Origin of the sequence: Skermanella sp. TT6 (genome assembly GCF_016653635.2) — a bacterium.
GTDB lineage: Bacteria > Pseudomonadota > Alphaproteobacteria > Azospirillales > Azospirillaceae > Skermanella > Skermanella cutis.
On record NZ_CP067420.1, the window covers coordinates 39,577 to 58,234 of the forward strand.

General features: G+C 69.1%; 13 protein-coding genes. 5 read left to right on the plus strand and 8 right to left on the minus strand.

All coding sequences use genetic code 11. The features are described 5' to 3' along the window. Positions 1-7: 7 nt before the first annotated feature. The 8 genes from IGS68_RS00180 to IGS68_RS00215 all read right to left on the minus strand — a co-directional run bounded on the left by IGS68_RS00180 (position 8) and on the right by IGS68_RS00215 (position 14,218). A complete protein-coding gene (locus IGS68_RS00180) occupies positions 8-391 on the minus strand; it encodes a PAS domain-containing protein (protein ID WP_201076360.1) in 384 nt (127 codons plus the stop codon). Continuing rightward, on the minus strand, positions 388-4,116 hold the full coding sequence (locus IGS68_RS00185; RefSeq protein ID WP_201076373.1) for a PAS domain-containing protein: 3,729 nt from the start codon (positions 4,114-4,116) through the stop codon (positions 388-390). The genes IGS68_RS00180 and IGS68_RS00185 overlap by 4 nt, the downstream gene beginning before the upstream one ends. Before the next feature lie 469 nt (positions 4,117-4,585). After that, positions 4,586-7,717 (minus strand): efflux RND transporter permease subunit, encoded by a 3,132-nt coding sequence (locus IGS68_RS00190; protein WP_201076374.1) that lies wholly within the window; start codon positions 7,715-7,717, stop codon positions 4,586-4,588. Positions 7,718-7,730: 13 nt separating this feature from the next. Next, entirely contained in the window at positions 7,731-9,146 is a 1,416-nt protein-coding gene (locus IGS68_RS00195) for an efflux RND transporter periplasmic adaptor subunit (protein ID WP_201076375.1), read from the minus strand. Between the two features lie 132 nt (positions 9,147-9,278). Continuing rightward, entirely contained in the window at positions 9,279-10,301 is a 1,023-nt protein-coding gene (locus IGS68_RS00200) for a TerC family protein (protein WP_201076376.1), read from the minus strand. A 191-nt stretch (positions 10,302-10,492) separates the two neighbouring features. Then, entirely contained in the window at positions 10,493-12,364 is a 1,872-nt protein-coding gene (locus tag IGS68_RS00205; protein ID WP_201076377.1) for a sensor histidine kinase, read from the minus strand. Positions 12,365-12,425: 61 nt separating this feature from the next. Then, entirely contained in the window at positions 12,426-13,622 is a 1,197-nt protein-coding gene (locus IGS68_RS00210; protein ID WP_201076379.1) for a class I SAM-dependent rRNA methyltransferase, read from the minus strand. A gap of 50 nt (positions 13,623-13,672) precedes the next feature. Then, on the minus strand, positions 13,673-14,218 hold the full coding sequence (locus IGS68_RS00215; protein ID WP_201076380.1) for a hypothetical protein: 546 nt from the start codon (positions 14,216-14,218) through the stop codon (positions 13,673-13,675). Positions 14,219-14,461: 243 nt separating this feature from the next. On the opposite strand from IGS68_RS00215, the gene ccoN reads away from it, so the two are divergent. From ccoN to IGS68_RS00240, 5 genes are all read left to right on the plus strand, one after another. Then, the gene (gene ccoN, locus IGS68_RS00220; RefSeq protein WP_201076383.1) at positions 14,462-15,964 is read left to right on the plus strand and encodes a cytochrome-c oxidase, cbb3-type subunit I; all 1,503 of its coding nucleotides are present in this window, start codon (positions 14,462-14,464) and stop codon (positions 15,962-15,964) included. Between the two features lie 12 nt (positions 15,965-15,976). Next, positions 15,977-16,726, plus strand: a complete 750-nt coding sequence (ccoO, locus tag IGS68_RS00225) for a cytochrome-c oxidase, cbb3-type subunit II (protein ID WP_201076388.1) — start codon at positions 15,977-15,979, stop codon at positions 16,724-16,726. A 12-nt stretch (positions 16,727-16,738) separates the two neighbouring features. Beyond that, entirely contained in the window at positions 16,739-16,900 is a 162-nt protein-coding gene (locus tag IGS68_RS00230) for a cbb3-type cytochrome oxidase subunit 3 (RefSeq protein WP_201076390.1), read from the plus strand. Positions 16,901-16,903: 3 nt separating this feature from the next. After that, positions 16,904-17,779: a cytochrome-c oxidase, cbb3-type subunit III gene (gene ccoP / locus IGS68_RS00235; RefSeq protein WP_201076391.1), complete on the plus strand. Its 876-nt coding sequence runs from the start codon at positions 16,904-16,906 to the stop codon at positions 17,777-17,779. A gap of 186 nt (positions 17,780-17,965) precedes the next feature. Then, the gene (locus tag IGS68_RS00240; protein ID WP_201076392.1) at positions 17,966-18,445 is read left to right on the plus strand and encodes a hypothetical protein; all 480 of its coding nucleotides are present in this window, start codon (positions 17,966-17,968) and stop codon (positions 18,443-18,445) included. Positions 18,446-18,658: the final 213 nt, after the last annotated feature.

Consider the following 18,658-nt stretch of genomic DNA (forward strand, 5'->3'; position numbering starts at 1 on the left):
CGGCGGATCAGTCGCGCCGGATGAATATCCAGCAGCCGCCATCCGAGGCGGGCTGGATGCGCACCTGAAGCTCCCGCGAGCGGTCGGCGAAATCGCCGACCCAGCCGAACTCCAGGTCGAACTTCCCGGCTGCCCTGGCACGCTCGATCCGGCCGCGGAAAGCCTCGTTGTCCATGCAGGGCGCAATGTCGGAGAAGAACGGCCGGCCGAGCGCCGGACGGGTCCCGTAGCCGGAAAGCCGGCCCTCCGCGGCATTGTAGAAGGCAACCTCGTCCTTGGCGTCGAGGCGGATCGCCCCGAACGGCAGCGCATCGACCTCGGACGGCGGCAACCGTTCGACGGCGCCGGCGAGATCGGGCATGTCGAAGTCGACTCCGGAGGAGTCGTTCATGGTCTTCTCCGCTGTTGGAGGTCGGAATTCGCGAGATCGGTGAAACAGGCGACGCCCAGGATGTGGGTCACCACGGACCCCTCCCTTGAAAGCGGCAGCAACAGCCGCTCGAACAGCAGCGGCGCCTCGTCGGCGAGCGCGTAGCGGGCGTATTCGTAGGACGGCGACTCCGACTCCGCGCAGCGCCGGTACGAGGCGCCAGCGGAACCCAGCTCGTCGCCGCCGTCGTCGACCAGTTCCCCCACCAGCGGCCGGCCCAGCCGTCGGGCAAGGGTGTCGCCGATCCTCAGGAAGCGGAACTCCCCGGTACGGCCGCTGCCGATCACCTCGACCAGGAAGCTGTCGTCGGCCACGAGCGGGTCGCCGGGCGGGAAGAGATCGGGGTCCGGCAGGCGGCCGTCCGCGCCGCGCGCCGTCTTCCAGCGTTCGTAGGCATCGCGGAGGCGGAAATTCCTCAGCCGGTTGCGGAGCTTGTCCGGCGCCGCCGCGGACCCGGCCGGCGTTGCCGACGGCAGGCGGCCCAGCCGTTCCCGGACGGCCTCGGCCAGTTCCGTCTTGCTGAACGGCTTGCCGAGCAGCCGCTCGCCGTCCGGCACGGTGTCGTGGCGGTCGCCGCTGATGAAGAGGACCGGAAGGTTCGGCCGATCCAGCCGCAGCCGGGCTCCCAGCACCGGGCCGGAGTCCCCCGGCATCATGATGTCGGTCACGACGAGGTCCAGCGTGTCCGTGAGATGCGCCAGGGCGATCGCGGTCTCGGCGCTCTGGGCCTCGATCACCGCGTAGCCGAGGTCGCGCAGCAGGTGCGCGGTCAGCGCGCGGAGGCTGTCGTCGTCGTCGACCAGCAGGATCGTGGCACCGCCTTCCGGCGGGGCCGATCCGGAGTCCGGCAGCGCTTCGTCCCCGTGCGCCGAGATCTGGGCGCGGGGCAGGTACAGCTCGATCGTGGTCCCGGCCCCGACGGCGCTGAGGATGCGCAGCTTGCCGCCGGACTGCGCGGTCAGGGCATGGGCGGAGGCGAGTCCCAGGCCGGTGCCCCGGCCGCGCGGCTTGGTGGTGAAGAAGGGTTCCGACGCCCGGGCGACCACTTCGGGCGTCATGCCCACGCCGCTGTCCCTCACGGAGATGAGGATCCCTTCGCGGGAGCCCGTGCGCTGGTCGGCGGGATGGTTGCGGGCGGTTATCTCCAGCTCGCCGCCGTCCGGCATGGCGTCGCGGGCGTTGGCGGCGAGGTTCAGCAGGACCGCGTTCAGGCGGGAGGGATCGACGATCACCGGCCAGAGATCCGCCTGGAGATCGAAGGCGCAGCGCACCCCGCTGCCCGCTGTGTGGCAGATCATGTCTTCGCTCTCGCGCAGGATGGCGGTCAGGTCCACCAGGGCCGGCCGCGTTTCCTCGCGCCGGGCGAAGGCCAGCAGGTGATGGATCAGGCCGGTGGCCCGGACCACCGCCTGCTCTCCCAGGTCGAGGATCCTGACCTGCTCCGGAACGTCGATCCGCCGCCTGAGCAGACTGTAGCTGCTCTGGATGACGGCCAGGATGTTGTTGAAGTCGTGCGAGACGCCGCTGACCAGCTGGCCCAGCGCTTCCAGCTTCTGGGACTGCAGCAGCGCCGCCTGGGTTTCCTCCCGCCGGCGGATCTCCGCCGTCAGCTCCCGGGCGGCGTCGGTCAGGGCGCGGGTTCGTTCGGCGACCCGCGCCTCCAGGGCCGCGTTGCTGTCGCGCAGGATGGCCTCGGCGGTCTTGCGCTCGGTGATGTCCCAATTGACGCCGATGATGCGCTCGGGCCTGCCGGCCGCACTCCGCTGCACGCCGCACCGGATCGCCAGCCAGCGGATCTCCCCCGCGCCCCGGGTCGGGTCCGCGGAGCGCCGGATGCGGAAATCCAGTTCGAACCCTTCGCCCGTTCGGATCGCCTGATCGATCCGGTCCATCAGGGCGGTGCGGTCCTCCGGCTCCATCAGGGCTCCGAACGCGTTCAGGCTCGGCGCCGGCGTGGCCGGATCGATCCCGAAGAGGCGGTACTGGATATCGCTCCAGGCCATCCGGCCGTCGGCCACCTCCATCTGCCAGGTGCCGATCACGGCGGCGTCGAGCGCGAAGCGCAGGCGTTCCTCGCTCTCGCGCAACGCGGCCTCGGCCTGCTTGCGGGCGGTGACGTCGGCGGTGATCCCGGTCAGGCGGACCTTGCGGCCTTCCCGATCGAAGACGGCCGCCGCGGATTCCTCGAGCCAGGCCACCGCGCCGTCCGGGCGCCGGTAGCGGTAGGAGACGGTGTAGTTCGGGGAGGCCGGCTCCAGCCGCGCCACGGTGGCGGCGAACCCGTCGCGATCCTCCGCATGGACGGACGCGAAGAAGTTCTGTCCGGTGTCCGCCGTCGCGTCTCCGTCCAGGCCGAGGATCCCTGCGCAGCTCTCGCTCCGGCGCACGCCGTCGGTCCCGATGTCCCAGTCGAAGGCGAACATGCGGCCGGCGGCCATCGCGAGGGCCAGCTGCTCCTCGGCGTCGATCAGCCGGCGTTGCAGCAGCTTGATCGCGGTTATGTCCGTGGTGGTGCCGACGAAGCCGGTCATCTCCCCCGCATCGTTCCGCTCGACCAGGGCTTCGCCCAGCACCCAGGTGGTTTCGCCCGACGGCGTCAGGAAACGGTATTCGAGACGGAAGGGCCGGTTCTCGAAGGCGCTGCGCCGCCATTCCGAGAAGACTCGGTCATAGTCCCCGGGATGCAGGAAATCGGTCCAGCCGTTGCCGAGCGCCTGCTCCGGCCGCGCGCCGGCCATTTCGCACCAGCGCTCGTTGACGCCGGTGCAGCGCCCCTCGGGGTCCGTGCGGAAGATCCCCACCGGGGAGCTGAGCTCCAGGAGCCTGGAATGGTTTTCGGCGGCGCGGAGCGCCGTCGATCCCTCGTCCAGTTTCTGGAAGGCGGTGGTGAGGGCCAGGCCGATCTCGTTGGCCTCGCGCCAGCCGGTGCGGATCCGGGGGACCGCTTCGCCGCCGCGCAAGGCACTGCCGGCCGTGGTCAGCAGTCTCGCCGCCCGCGACATTCGCTGGCCCAGGCCATAGGCCAGGAGGGCGGAGAGGGCGAGCAGCGCGCCGCCCAGCAGGACGGGAGACCGGAGCCCGGCCATGGCCTCCGCATCGACGGCATGGCCGGGCAGGGTGACGGTCGCGGTCCATCCCGTCAGGTCGGATCGGCTGTAGCCGGAAACGAGATCGGCCTCTCCGGGACCGGCGGCGGCCATGTCCCGGCCCGGGCGCTTCGAGGCCGGCACGCGGGTCAGGAGCTTGCCCTTGCGGTCGGTGACCGTGGCGGTCCGGCCGTCGCCGATGCGCGCCTGGACCAGGACTTCCTGGATGCGCCTCGGCGGCAGGCTCGCGATCAGGAAATGGACGACGTCGCCGCCGCGCAGGACCGGGACGACGATGCCGACGACCTCGGTTCCGGAAAGCGGACCGATCAACAGGTCGGATACGTGGGGCATCCTGGTTTCGAGAATGGATCGGGCGACATTGTCGTCCAGGAAGGACGGCAGCGGCGTGTTCCAGGGGACGCGCGTGTTGAGACGCTGCTTTCCGGACCGGTCGGTCAGGATGATGACCATTCCATAGCGCTCGGTGATCCGGCTCGCCTGCTGGTGGACCGTCGCGAAATCATCCTGCTGGATGGCCGGCATCAGGGCCAGTGTTTCCAGCATCGCCATGACGCCCCGTATGTCCCGATCGACCATGGCCGTGATCGATCGCGCCTCCTGGTGCAAATCCTGCTCGATGTGCGACCGCTGAAGATCGACCTGCTGAATCAGCAGATAGGATGTGAAAACGGATGCCGGTATAAGCAGGCCAAGGGAAAGTAAAATAAGATGTGCCCGGGTGGATATGACATGGTATCTGAAACATGGCAGAATTCTAGACATGACCAGGTAATCCCCGGGTTTCCCCTGATTAATTATTGAAGCTTATTGGCATTGTGATCGCCATGTCTTTTTATTCGCAATCAAATTATTTATCAAGCGTGGCGGGCATCCCAACCATGTCGTCTGTTCGCTACGGAAAACATGCGCTTTGTATCATGCATTTCCCTTGGGGAGCCAGTGACATGAACCGGCATTCCCTATCCCGATCTTCCGGTCCGGGTTCGTGACGGCCGGGCTGTCCTGCCCCTGCCTTGCCGCCCTCTTCCGACCCGCTCGTTCCCGGTCACTCGGCCGCCGCCATCGCCGCGGCGGCCGCCTCGCGGTCTTCCCGGGCGAGCGCGGTCAGGCCGAAATCGTGCAGGATCGCGTAGAGCGACGGGATCACCACCAGCACCAGCACGGTGGACGCCAGCAGGCCGAACACCAGGCTGACCACCAGCGGCTGGAGCACCTGGGCCTGGAGGCTTCGCTCGGCCAGCAGCGGCAGCAGCCCGGCGATGGTGGTCAGCGAGGTCAGCAGCACGGCGCGGAAGCGCTGGCGGCTGGCGATCCGGGCGGCCGACACGACGTCGCGTCCCTCGCGCGCGCGCAGCTTGACGAACTCGACCAGCAGGATCGAGTCGTTGACCACGATGCCGGCCAGCGAGACGAAGCCGATCATGCTCGGCATGGACACGTCGAAGCCGGCCAGCCAGTGTCCCCAGACCACGCCGATCAGCGCCATCGGGATCGCGACCATGACGATGACCGGCTCGACATAGCTGCGGAACTGCAGGCTCAGCAGCACGAAGATGCCGAACAGGCCGATCATGAAGCCGCGCTTGAGGCTGTCGCCGGTCTTGCCCTGCTCGCGTTCCTGGCCCTCCAGCGTGATGTCGATCTCCGGGTAGCGGTCGCGCAGCCCGGGCAGGAAGCGGGCGCGGGTGTCGGCGATCACCTCGTTGGCGTTGGCGATCCGGGTGTCGATCTCGCCCCGGACGATCACGGTGCGCCGGCCGTCGATCCGGCCGATCCGGGCATAGCCGCGGTCCGGCTCCAGCACCGCGATCGAGCGCAGCGGCGCCTGGCTTCCGTCGGGCAGGGTGACCGGGAAATCCTCGAGGTCGGCCAGCGTGGTCCGGTCGGCCGCGGCCAGCCGGACGTCGATCTCGATCGACTCGCTGCCGACCTGGAGCTCCGCCGCGGTCTGGCCGAAATAGGCGGCCCGGAGCTGGGTCGCCAGATCCGCCGAGTCCAGCCCCTGGCCGAAGATGCCCTCGCGCAGGCGGAGCCCCATCTCCGGCTTGCCGGGGCGCAGGTCGTCGGACAGGTCCTCGACCCCCCGGTAGCGGGCCAGCCAGTCCTGAAGCTCCAGCGACGCCGCCTTCAGCCGGTCCAGGTCGCCGCCGGCCAGCCTTATGTCGATCGGCAGGCCGCCGGGGCCGACCTGCGCCTCCTTGAAGGTCAGCGCCAGCACGTCGGGCAGGGGGCCGATCTCGGCCCGCCACAGGGCGGTGATCTCGTCGATCGTGCCGTCCCGCCGCTCGGCGGTGAGCAGGTCGGCGGAGACCGAGGCGAGGTGCGGCCCGGTCTCGTACGCGTCCTGGTTCTCGTTGAAGCGCACGGTCACCGCCCGCACCAGGGCGGCGCCGTCGGGCTGGCGCGGGGCGAGCTCCGCGGCGACGCGGTCGAGCGCACCGGTCACCCGGTCCACCACCTCCTCCGTCCGGGCCAGCGGCGTGCCCTGGGGCAGCAGGATGCGCGCCTCCAGCACGTTGCCGTCGATCTGCGGGAAGGCCCGGAACTTGACGATGCCGCCGGCCAGCATGGCGGCGGATACCAGCACCGCGCAGATGACCAGCCCCAGGGTCAGGTAGCGCCACTCCACCGCCCGGTCCACCAGGCCGCCGAGCAGCCGGTCGCGCACGAAGTCGAACCCGCGGTCGAGCCGCACCCGCACCGCGTTCCGCCGCTCGCCGCCGGGCGGGATGCTCTTCGCCAGATGGTGGGGCAGGATCAGGAAGGCCTCGACGATGCTGACCGTCAACGCGACGATGAGCACCACCGGCAGGACCGCCATCACCTTGCCGATGTCGCCCTGCATCAGGATCAATGGCCCGAACACGCAGACCGTGGTCACGTAGGAGGCGAAGACGCCCGACGCGACCTCGCGCGTGCCGTCGATCACCGCCTCCATCGGCGGCAGCCCGGCGGCCAGCTTGGTCGCCACGTTCTCGGCGATCACGATGGCGTCGTCCATCAGCAGGCCCAGCGCGATCAGCAGGCTCACCATGGTGATCATGTTGATCGACAGGCCCATGAACTGCATGGCGAAGACGGTGCCGGCCAGCGCCACCGGCAGGCCCATGGCGACCCAGAAGGAATAGCGCAGGCTGAAGAACAGCCACATCGACAGGAAGACCAGCGCGATCCCCTGGAAGGCGTTCCCGGTCAGCATGTCCAGCCGGTCCTGCACGATCGAGGAGACGTCCTGGGTCAGCGCGTAGCCGACGCCCGGCGGTGCCGTGCGCCGCTCCTGCTCGATGAATCCCCGGACCGCGGCCATGACCCGCAGCGTGTCCTCCCGCTTGGTCTTGGTCACGCGGAGCATGGCGGCGCGCTTGCCGTCGTACAGGGTCTTGGCCTCGTCCAGCTCGAACCGTTCCGTGATCGTCGCGATGGCGCCGAGCCGCACCTCCCCGCCGCCGGTCCCGCCGATCACGACGAGGTCGGCCAGCTGGCGCACGGTCCGCCGCTCGTCGGCGAAGCGGACGGTCAGGCTGCGCTCCTCCGTCTCCAGGGTGCCGGCCGGCTGGTCCAGGCTCTGGCGCCCGACGATGCCGGCGACGTCGGCGACGCTCAGCCCATGGGCGCGCAGCGCGCCCTGGTCCAGTTCGACCCGGATCTGGCGCTGGGAAAAGCCGGTCAGCGTCGCTTCCGACACCTCCGGCAGGCGCAGCAGGCGCTCGCGCACGCCCTCGGCGTAGATTTTCAGGTGGGGCACCGACATCGGGCCGGTGATGGCGATCGACACCACCCGGTCGGTCAGGTTGAGCCGCTTGATCACGGGCCGCTCGACCAGGTCGGGGAAGGTGGTGATCGCCTCGACCTCGGCCTTGACATCCTCCAGGAAGCGGTCGGGATTGCCGCCCTCGACCATGTCGACGATGGCGGCGGCCAGCCCCTCGCGCGATTCGCAGCGGACCTCGTCCACGCCGCTGACGCCGGCGACCGCGTCCTCGATGCGCTGGCAGACGGCCTCCTCGACCTCCTCCGCGCTGGCGCCGGGGTAGGGGATCTGGATCTGCACCTGGCTGAGGGTGAAGTCGGGGAAGGTCTCCCGCCGCAGCCCCGGCGCCGTCACCAGCCCGATCACCAGCAGGAACAGCATCAGCAGGTTGGCGGCGGTCGGGTGGCGGGCGAACCAGGCGATCATGGCGGGCGGCCGGTCAATGCATCGGGGGAGCCGCGGCGGCGTCCCGCGCAAGCCCGGACTCGGCGGCCTCGTCGCGGAGCGGCGCCAGCAGCATGCCCTCCACCGCCGGGATCAGGTCGGAGATCACGACGCGCTCGCCCGGCCTCAGCCCTTCCGCCACCGTTATGAAACCGCCATGGGCGTCGGCGACCGTGACGCGGCGGATCTCCAGCCGGTCGTCCCGGGTGGCGACATGGACATGGTCTCCGGGCTGGAGGGCCGCCCGGGGGATCACCGGCACCGGCGGGCCGGGGGGAGCCTTCAATTCGACCTCGACGAACATGCCCTTGGTCAGCGGCGGCCGGATCCCCGGGATCGCCCTGGCATAGGGTTGGTCCACCACGACCATGACGTCGATCGTGCGCGTCTTGGGATCGACGCCGTCGCCCATCCGGGCGAACCGGGCGGGCCACTCGGCCGACAGGGTGCCGGTGCGCAGCCGGACCGTCGCCTCCAGCCCGAGCCGGTCGAGCGGTGGAAGCCCGCGGTCGGGTTCGACCGATCCTCCCCCGAGCAGGCCGGCGACCAGGGGGCGCAGCCGGTCGAGCGGCACCTGGGCCGGCACCTCGGCCAGCTCGATCCCGTCGGCGCCGGCAAGCTGCGTGCCGGGGGCGGCGTACTGGCCGCGCTCCACCGAGACCTCGTTGATCCGGCCGGCGAAGGGCATGCGGATCTCCGTCCGCTCCAGGGCCAGCCGGGCCTCGGCCAGCTGGGAGTCCTGGAGCGCGGCCGTGGCCCGCAGCTGGTCGCGCTGGCTGGGGATCAGGTCCAGCGAGGTCTGCTGGCCCTGGAGCCGCTGGCGCTGGGCCAGCATCGAGTTGAGCGCCTGGTCGAGCGCCGACTGGCTGCCGGCGCCGGAGGCCTGCAGGTTGCGCTTGCGCTCCACGTCCTGGGTCGTGACGGCCAGCGCCTCCCGCTCGATCGCGACCGCCTGGCGGAGGTTCTCCTCCCGGACGTCCAATTCCCGGATCTGCGCCTCGACGGAACGCCGCTGCGCCTCCATCCGGGCGATCGCCAGCTGGTAGTCGGCTGGATCGATCCGAACCAGCAGGGCGCCGGCAGGCAGCAGGGCACCGCGCTTCAGGTCGGGATGGGTCTCGACGACGGTGCCGCCGACCTGGGCGATCGCGGTCCAGACCCGGTCGGGCCGCACCGTGCCGAACCCGGTGGCGCGCGGGGCCACGGGAAGGGCCGCGACCTCGATCACCCGTGCAGGCCGGGCGGTCTCGGCCCGCTCGACCTGGACGGGCGCCGCCTTGTCGCGGGCGAAACTGAAGAAGACGAAGGCGCCCAGCAGGATGGGCGGGAGGATCAGGAGGCGGCGCCACCACGACCTGCCTGTCGCCCCCGGGGCGGGGACCCGGTTTTCCCCGGGCCGGCTGGCGGACATGGCGGAGTTCCTCGGACAAATCGTTTCAGGTTACGCTAATGTACCCGAAGGGAACGATCGGCGCTCACCTGAAAATGTCGCAGGGCCGCCCCTTTGCCAAGGGCGGCCCCGGACATGCGCGTCAAGAGGACGTCAGCGGGCGGTGGCGGGCACCTCCTCCGCCTTGGGTCCGCCACCGCCGCCGCCGCCACGGGTCATGACCAGGGACACGATCACGCCGGCGGCGAGCAGGCCGAAGGTGACCGACAGGGAGATCACCGGGTCCAGCTTGCCGTAGAACTGGTTGTAGAAGATCTTGCCGCCGATGAAGACCAGGACCAGCGACAGCGCGTACTTGAGGTAATGGAACCGGTGGACCATCGCCGCCAGCGCGAAGTAGAGCGCCCGCAGGCCCAGGATCGCGAAGATGTTGCTGGTATAGACGATGAACGGGTCGGTCGTGATCGCGAAGATCGCGGGCACGCTGTCCACCGCGAAGACCAGGTCGGCGAACTCGATCAGCACCAGCGCCAGGAACAGCGGCGTCACGAACCGCACCATCCGGCCCGATCCTTTCGGATCCGGAAGCTTCACGAAGAACTTTTCGCCGTGGAGCTTGTCGGTCACGTTGAGCCGCCTGCGCAGGAACTTCAGGATCGGGTTCTTCTCGATGTCCGGCATGTTGTCGGACACCAGCAGCATCTTGACGCCGGTGACCAGCAGGAAGGCGCCGAAGATGAACAGGATCCAGTCGAACTCGGTGACCAGGGCGGCGCCCAGGCCGATCATGATGCCGCGCAGGACGATGACGCCCAGGATGCCCCAGACCAGCACCCGGTGCTGGTAGAGCCGGGGAATGGCGAAGTAGCTGAAGATCAGCGATATGACGAACACGTTGTCCATCGCCAGGCTCTTCTCGACGAAGAAGCCGGTGAAGTACTGCATGCCCGGCTCGGGACCGAAATACCACCAGACCCAGGTGCCGAACAGGCAGCCCATGGCGATGTAGCCGGCACTCAGCCAGAGGCTCTCGACGATGCCGATTTCATGCGTCTTGCGGTGGAGAACGCCGAGGTCGAAGGCCAGGAGGGCGATGACGATGGCGATGAAGGTGAACCAGATCCAGGCGGGTTTGCCGAGGAAGTCCGCCGAAAGGACGGCGAGAAGGGCGTCCATGTGCCGAATGACCCGTTTACGCTGCTGCGTCGGCTGTTGCTGACGAAGGTCCGACATCACGGCCGACGCCTCGGCCGCCAGCGGGGCCCGGACCCTTGCGCTTTGGCCTAGCCGAGATGGCCCCGGGAACCCATCGGCACAAGTCCCCGGGACCCGAAAGATGGCCAAATGAAGGACAATGGCGACGGAAATCAGGCGGGCGGGAGCGCCGGGCCGGACGGCGGCGCGGGACGCAGGGCCACGGTGAAGACGGCGCCCCCCTGCTCGTGGTTGGCGGCGGCGATCCGGCCGCCGAAGTCCTGGACGATGCCGTAGCTGATCGACAGGCCGAGCCCCAGCCCCACCCCGACCTCCTTGGTGGTGAAGAACGGGTCGAACAGCCGGGGCAGGTCGTCCTCCGGGATGCCGGGGCCCGTGTCGCGAACCTTCAGCAGGACATGTCCGTCCTCCTGTTCCAGGCTGACGGCGACGAGCCGGCGGTTGCGGGCGGAAACCGCGTCCAGCGCGTTGCGCAGCAGGTTGACGATCACCTGCTCCAGCCGGGCCTCGTCGGCCAGCACCATCGGGAGCGGTCCTTGCGTGGCCTCGTCCGGCATTTCGAGCACCATGTCGGCGCCCAGCGCGGCGGCCTGGGCGCCCAGCAGAGCCATGGACCGATCTACCGCGAGGCGGGGGGAGACGGGACCGAGCATGCCGGACGATTTGCGGGCGAAGGTCTTGAGCTGCCGGGTGATGGTTGCCACCCGCTCGGTCAGGCCCGTGATCTCCAGCAGGTTGCCGCGCACCAAGTCCAGGCGCCCGCGGTCCAGCAGCAGCGCGGCGTTCTCCGCGTAGGACCGGATCGCGGAGATCGGCTGGTTCACCTCGTGGACGATCCCCGCGGCCATCTGGCCGAGAGCCGCCAGCTTCGCCGCCTGGATCAGGTCCTCCTGGGCGCGGCGCGCCGCCTGTTCCGCCCGCCCGCGCTCCGCGATCTCGTCCGTCAGGCGCAGGTTGGCCGAGCTCAGCTCGGCGGTCCGCTCGGTGACCCGGTGCTCCAGCATCAGCTGGGCGCGCCGCTGGTATTCCAGCCGCTCCGCCAGTGCCAGGCGGCGCTGGAGAACCACCAGCCCGGCCGCCAGCAGCAGGAGCGTCGCGATGCCGGCGACGAGGCCGGCCGACCGGGCGCGGGCATCGGCCGGCCTGCTGTCGAGCGCCACATGGACCTTCCAGTCCGTGTCCGGGACCGGCCCGCGGTGCACCAGCGCGCTGTCCAGCGGGGGCAGGGGCTCCAGGCCGGTGCCCTCGTACTGCTGGCTTGCCTCGAACTCGCGCCGGACCTCCGGGGGGAGCGGCGCCAGGGTGCGGAAGCGCCAGTCCGGGACGTTGGTGATGAAGACGACCCCGCGGCGGTCGGTGACGAAGACCCGTTCGCCGGCCATGTCGTGCCAGGTCGCCTCCAGCGGTTCCATGGCGACCTTGGCGACCACCACGCCGACCGTGTGGTGCTCCGCCCATACGGGGGCCCAGACCGGATAGGCGATGTAGTAGCCGGGCTTCTGCGAAGTCGTTCCCATCGCGAAATAACGCCCGACGCGCCCCGCCAGCGCCTCGCGGAAATAGGGCCGGAAGGCGAAGTTGCGGCCGATGAAGCTGGTCTCCTCGGTCCAGTTGCTCGACGCCAGCGTGGTGCCGTCGCGCGCCATGACGTAGAGCGCCGACAGCGACGCCCCGGCGTTCAGCGCCGCCAGCTTGCGGTCGACCCGGTCGACCAGGGCTGCGTCGCGCGGCGAGGCGAGCAGGGCCGCCACGTCGGGGTCCCAGGCCAGCGTCAGCGGCAGGACGCGGTACTTCTCGATCTCCGCGGTCAGGGTGGCGGTATAGAGCGACAGCCGCGCCTGCGCCGTTTCGGCCAGTTCCTCCAGCGCCTCCCCCCGCGCCCACTCCGCCGCGAACCAGGATGCGGGCGGCACCAGCGCGCAGGCCGCCAGGGCCAGGGCCGCCGCGAGCCCCCGGAAGCCGCGCGGGAGGGCTCCCGGCCATGCCGGGCGCCACGCGGCCCATTGCTTGATCGACCTGGTCAAGGCGTTCCGCCTTTCTTGTTCCGCGGGCGGAAGGACCGCCGGCGCCGGCCCGGTCCCGGCATCAGTCCAGTTGCAGCACCTGCGCCTTCAGGTAGGCGGTCTCCGGCAGGTACGGATGCACCGGGTGGTCGGGCGCGGCGCCGCCGGTCCGCAGGATCCGCCCCGAGCGCCGGGCGTCGCCCAGGCCCCGGGAGACCTGCTCGGCGAACAGCGGCACGTCCACATTGTGGCTGCACGAGGCGACCAGCAGGAAGCCGCCCGGCGCCGTGATCGAGGCGGCCAGCCGCGTCATCTTGCGATAGGCCCGGGTCCCGGCATGCAGGTCCTTCTTCGATTTCACGAAGGCCGGCGGGTCGGCGATCACCACGCCGAACCGCTCGCCGGCGGCAGCCAGCCGTTCCAGCTCCTCGAAGGCGTCGGCCCGGCGGAACTCGCACAGGCCGGCGACGCCGTTGGCCTCGGCGGCGCGGGCGCCGTTGGCGAGCGCCGCTTCCGACCGGTCCACCGCGACGACCGAGGCGGCGCCTCCCTTGGCGCACTGCACCGCGAAGCCGCCGTTGTAGCTGTAGAAGTCGATCACCCGCGCGCCGCGCGCCAGCGCCGCGATCGCCGCGCGGTTGTCGCGCTGGTCGTAGAACCAGCCGGTCTTCTGCCCGGCGCCCGGATCGGCGAAGAAGATGCTGCCGTTCTCCTCCAGCCGGATCGGGCCGTCCAGCGCCCCCTTGGCGACCCTGACCTCGCCGCCCAGGCCTTCGAGCCCGCGCGCCGGGCTGTCGTTGCGCAGGACCACCGCGGCGGGGGACAGCACCTCGTCCAGCGCCTCCAGCAAGGCGGGAGTCAGCCGGTCCATCCCGGCGGAATTCGCCTGGACGACCACGGTGTCGCCGAAGCGGTCGACCACCAGGGCCGGCAGCCCGTCGGCCTCGGCATGGACCAGCCGGTAGAACGGCCGGCCGTAGAGCCGCTCGCGCAGGTCGAGCGCCCGGCGCAGCCGCTCCGCCAGGAAGCCGCGGTCGACCTGCGCCTCCGGGTCTCGCGCCAGCATCCGCGTGCAGATCAGCGTGTGCGGGTTGAAGGTGGCGGCGCCCAGCGGCGCGCCGTCGTGGGTGACCACCCGGACGACGCTGCCCGGCGGGATCGCCTTGGCCGTGTTGTCCATGTGGATCTCGTTGGAATAGACCCAGGGATGGCCGTGCTGGACCCGCTTGTGCCGGCTCGGCTGCAGGCGGATGGTCGGTCGGGGGGCAATGTCGCTCATGGCCCGCAGTCTAGCGGCTGCCGGCGCCCTGGCAACAGCGAGAGGCCCCCCTAATGGTCGTTGGCCACGTCCAGCGCCACGGGCGCCATGTCGATCATCAGCTTGCACAGCCTCAGGGTCTCGACGGCGTGGCCGGCTTCCCGGAAGCTGTTCAGCAGCCAGTTGCAGTATTCCGGCAGGCTCGAATAGTCGTCCGGCAGGTTGGTGTGGATCGCGGCGCAGCCGAGGTCGTCGGCGATCCTGTCCATCGCGCCGAGCAGCGCGTCGGCGGCGCCCGCCAGGTCGAACAGGTCGAGCACGATGAAGTTCTCGACCGCCAGCACCCGGCCGTGCCGCAGATGGTTCTCCACCGCGTAGCTGAACAGGCCGTGGATATAGCCGCGGGCGTTCTGCACGGTCATGATTCCCCGGGACCGGGTCCGATTCTTCCCCGAGGGGGAATGGCCGCCGGTTTCAAGCTCCGGAACCGCCAGGACGGCTGCGGCAAAATCGCGCCATCGCTCGACGTCGAGATCGGGTGCGATCGTCTGCACCACCGGGAAAGCCTGGTCGATCTGACGGCGGGCTAAGGGTTTCGCAACATAAGTGTCGTGCATGGACGTCTCGACCACAGGTGCTGGCGTGACGATGGCAGCCCCCGAGCCCGCGGGTCCTTGACGTAGATCAATGTTGCCGGCCAGCGGCATCCCCATAGTCCCCACCCGTCAAAGGGATTTGCGTACGTGCCGCGTGCCGTCGCGGCGGTGCGGACCCGGCACGATGGAATCAAGAGCAACCTTACGGTGGCGAGGAACGACCGGCCCGTCCGGCCCGGCCCCGCCAGACGGGAGATATAGGTAATGACAGCAGCGACCCTGTCCCACGGTTCGTCCGTGGGAGGCGAGCGGGCAGGTGAGGAGACCGTCTCGTACAACGAGGCTGTCATCCGCCTGTTCGTCATCGCCACTGTTTTCTGGGGTGTCGTCGGCTTCCTGGTCGGCATCGTGATCGCCCTGCAGCTGGCGTTCCCGGCGTTGAACCTGGGCCTGGAATGGACCAGCTTCGGCCGCCTGCGGCCGCTGCACACCTCGGCGGTGATCTTCGCCTTCGGCGGCAACGCCCTGTTCGCCACCTCGCTGTACGTCGTCCAGCGCACCTGCCGGGCTCCGCTCTGGGGCGGGCCGGCGATCGCCAATTTCCTGTTCGTGGGCTACCAGCTCTTCATCGTGCTCGCGGCGTCGGGCTACGTGCTGGGCATCACCCAGGGCAAGGAATACGCCGAGCCGGAATGGTACGTGGACCTGTGGCTGACGGTCGTCTGGGTGGTCTACCTGCTGACCTTCGTCGGCACGATCATGCAGCGGCGCGAGCCCCACATCTACGTCGCCAACTGGTTCTACCTGGCGTTCATCGTGACCATCGCGATGCTCCACTTGGTCAACAACCTGAACGTCCCGGTCTCGTTCTTCGGCACCGCCAGCTACCCGCTGTTCGCGGGCGTGCAGGGCGCGCTGGTCCAGTGGTGGTACGGCCACAACGCGGTGGGCTTCTTCCTGACCGCCGGCTTCCTGGGCATGATGTACTACTTCATCCCCAAGCAGGCGGGCCGGCCGGTCTATTCCTACCGGCTGTCGATCATCCATTTCTGGTCGCTGATCTTCCTCTACATCTGGGCCGGTCCGCACCACCTGCACTACACGGCCCTGCCGGAATGGGCGCAGACGCTGGGCATGACCTTCTCCGTCATGCTGTGGATGCCGTCCTGGGGCGGCATGATCAACGGCATCATGACCCTGTCCGGCGCCTGGGACAAGCTGCGCACCGACCCGGTGCTGCGCTTCCTGGTCACCTCCGTCGCGTTCTACGGCATGAGCACCTTCGAAGGCCCGGTCATGTCGATCAAGGCGGTCAACGCCCTGTCGCACTACACCGACTGGACCGTCGGCCACGTCCACTCCGGCGCGCTCGGCTGGGTCGCCTTCGTCAGCTTCGGCGCGGTGTACTACCTGGTTCCCCAGCTCTGGAAGGCCCAGCGGCTCTACTCGCTGCGGCTGGTCAGCTATCACTTCTGGACCGCCACCATCGGCATCGTCCTCTACATCACCGCGATGTGGATCTCGGGCATCATGCAGGGCCTGATGTGGCGCGCCTACGACAACCTCGGCTTCCTGCAGTACTCGTTCGTCGAGACCGTGGCGGCCATGCATCCCTTCTACGTGATCCGCGCCATGGGCGGCGTGCTGTTCCTGATCGGCGCCCTGATCATGGTCTACAACCTGTGGCGGACGACCAAGGGCGACATCCGGGTCGAGAAGCCCTACGTCACCGCTCCGACGCGCAAGTTCGCGCCGGCCGCCGAGTAAGGACCCAGCACGATGGCTAGCACCGACAAGAAGTCCGGCCTTTTCAATCACGGGCTGATCGAAAAGAACGTCACCCTGATGATGGTCCTGATCCTGCTCACCGTCTCCATCGGCGGCCTGGTCGAGATCGTCCCCCTCTTCACCATCGAGACCACCATCGAGAAGGTGGAGGGGGTCCGCCCCTACACCCCGCTCGAGCAGATGGGCCGCAACATCTATATCCGCGAAGGCTGCTACAACTGCCATAGCCAGCAGGTCCGTCCGTTCCGCGACGAGGCCGAGCGCTATGGGCACTACAGCCTGGCGGCCGAGAGCATGTACGACCATCCGTTCCAGTGGAGTTCGAAGCGCACCGGCCCGGACCTCGCCCGGGTCGGCGGCAAATACTCCAACCAGTGGCAGGTCGCCCATCTGGTGGATCCGCGCGCCCTGGTGCCGGAGTCCATCATGCCGGGCTACGGCTTCCTCCTGGAGCGCCCGCTGAAGTATGCCGACATCAAGGACCATCTGAAGACCCTGAGCATCGTCGGGGTGCCCTACACCTCCGAGCAGATCGACGTCGCCGCCAAGGACCTGGAGGTCCAGCAGCGTCCCGACGGCGAGACCGACGGCCTCCTGGCCCGCTATCCCAAGGCTGTCGTCGCCGATTTCGACGGCAACCCGAAGGTCGTGACCGAGATGGATGCGCTGGTCGCCTACCTCCAGATGCTCGGTACGCTGGTCGATTTCACGAAGTATCAGCCGGCCGATCTCAAGCAATAATTGGTGGAACCAGTGGATCTGAACGCAATCGCGTCATTTTTGCGCTCCTTCTGGACGGTTTGGTTGATGCTGCTGTTCGTCGGCGTCCTGTTCTGGGCCTTGCGGCCCAAGAACAAGTCGAAGTTCGACGAGGCCAGCCGCATCCCGTTCAAGGATGAAGGCCAGGAGAAATAGGTCATGCCGACCAAGGTTGAAAAGGACTCCCTGTCGGGGGTCGACACCACCGGCCACGAGTGGGACGGTATCCAGGAACTGAACAATCCGCTGCCGAAGTGGTGGCTCTACGTCTTCTACGTCACCGTCGCCTTCTCGGTGGTGTACTGGATCCTGTACCCGGCGATCCCGCTGGGCAAGACCTACACCGCCGGGATCCTGGGCTACAGCCAGCGCGAGACGGTCGTCTCGGACTTGGCGAAAGCCCGCGAGGCCCAGGGCGCCTTCCGCTCGAAGATCGAGACGTCCTCGTTCGACGAGATCCTGGGCGACCAGGACCTGCTGGCTTTCGCCACGGCCGGCGGCCGCACCGCCTTCGCCGACAACTGCGCGGCCTGCCACGCGGCCGGCGGCGCCGGTGCCAAGGGTTACCCGACGCTGGCCGACGACGACTGGCTGTGGGGCGGCAAGGCGGAAGACATCCACACCACCCTGCTGCACGGCATCCGGTCGACCAACGACGAGGACACCCGCATCTCCGAGATGCCCAAGTTCGGCGCCGACCAGCTGCTGACCCGTCCGCAGATCGACGACACGGCCGAGTACGTCCTGTCGCTGACCGGCCGGGAGACTGACAAGGCCGCCGCCGGCCGCGGCGCCGCCGTATACGCGGAGAACTGCGCCTCCTGCCACGGCGAGAAGGGCGAGGGGATGCGGGAAGTCGGGGCTCCCCGGCTGAACGACAACATCTGGCTCTATGGCGGCGACAAGAAGACCGTCGTCGAGACGATCACCTATGCCCGCGCCGGCGTCATGCCGGCCTGGAGCAGCCGTCTGGACCCGGTCACGATCAAGCAGCTCGCGGTCTACGTCCACAGCCTGGGCGGCGGCGAGAAGTAAGAGGCTCCTCCCGCAAGGGTCGGCACCTGGGCAACGCCGGGGAAGTCCGCTTCCCCGGCGTTCGCTTTTCCGCGGCTGCCCGCCGCGAACCATTTCTTCACTCCATCCGTGTTAATCCGTGGATATCCGTGTCCATCCGTGATCCTGCCCCTCCGTCCGGCAGGAGCCGCACCGGGTATCCCGACGATGCGCCGCCCGTACTTCCTGATACCCGCATTCCTGCTTGCGCTGATGCCTGGGCCGTCCCGGGCGGAGCAGCAGAGCCTCGACCGCACCGCGCCGCCGCATTTCGAGGCGTTCCCGGTCTCCCCCTGGCCGCCGGACTGGCTGTACCCGTTCCGCGCGACTCCGATCCGGCCGGAGCGGATCGTCTACCGCCTCAAGGGCAGCGTCCGCCAAGTGGCCAAGGTCGATCCGGTCCTGTCCAAGGCCTGCCGCCGGGGGGCCTTCGTCCAGCGGCTCAACTGGATCTTCCGGGTGCAGTCGGCCGACGACCGGCCTTACGGCATCGGCTGGGGATCCGGCGTCAACCTGCACGATCCGGAAAAGCGCAGCACGCTCGACAAGGTCTACCTGTTCGACCGGCAGGACACCGGGCTGTGCGCCGTCTGGGTGGCGCCGCTGGAGACCCTTCGCCGCTATCTCGATCCCAGCCCCGCCCGCTGAACCGCCGCGCCGAGCGTGGCGCTCCAACGCGCGAAGCGCGACGCTCCCACGCGTGCGCCCAAGGCAATCCTGCAATCACCGGGCAACGTCGCGCTTCCCGCGGCGGACTTGAGCCTCTATATAGGGGCGGGCCGCCACTCCGGGGTCTTCAGCGGTCGGATCGGCGTGCCAGTCATTCGAACCTTCTCCCTGTTCTTCCGGGGAGGGGATTTT

Excerpts from the sequence above, each read along its gene's own strand:
- IGS68_RS00180 (WP_201076360.1), bottom strand. The coding sequence starts at position 391 with ATGAACGACTCCTCCGGAGTCGACTTCGACATGCCCGATCTCGCCGGC.
- IGS68_RS00185 (WP_201076373.1), bottom strand. The coding sequence starts at position 4,116 with ATGGTCGATCGGGACATACGGGGCGTCATGGCGATGCTGGAAACACTG.
- IGS68_RS00190 (WP_201076374.1), bottom strand. The coding sequence starts at position 7,717 with ATGATCGCCTGGTTCGCCCGCCACCCGACCGCCGCCAACCTGCTGATG.
- IGS68_RS00195 (WP_201076375.1), bottom strand. The coding sequence starts at position 9,146 with ATGTCCGCCAGCCGGCCCGGGGAAAACCGGGTCCCCGCCCCGGGGGCG.
- IGS68_RS00200 (WP_201076376.1), bottom strand. The coding sequence starts at position 10,301 with ATGGACGCCCTTCTCGCCGTCCTTTCGGCGGACTTCCTCGGCAAACCC.
- IGS68_RS00210 (WP_201076379.1), bottom strand. The coding sequence starts at position 13,622 with ATGAGCGACATTGCCCCCCGACCGACCATCCGCCTGCAGCCGAGCCGG.
- IGS68_RS00215 (WP_201076380.1), bottom strand. The coding sequence starts at position 14,218 with ATGCACGACACTTATGTTGCGAAACCCTTAGCCCGCCGTCAGATCGAC.
- ccoN (WP_201076383.1), top strand. The coding sequence starts at position 14,462 with ATGACAGCAGCGACCCTGTCCCACGGTTCGTCCGTGGGAGGCGAGCGG.
- ccoO (WP_201076388.1), top strand. The coding sequence starts at position 15,977 with ATGGCTAGCACCGACAAGAAGTCCGGCCTTTTCAATCACGGGCTGATC.
- ccoP (WP_201076391.1), top strand. The coding sequence starts at position 16,904 with ATGCCGACCAAGGTTGAAAAGGACTCCCTGTCGGGGGTCGACACCACC.
- IGS68_RS00240 (WP_201076392.1), top strand. The coding sequence starts at position 17,966 with ATGCGCCGCCCGTACTTCCTGATACCCGCATTCCTGCTTGCGCTGATG.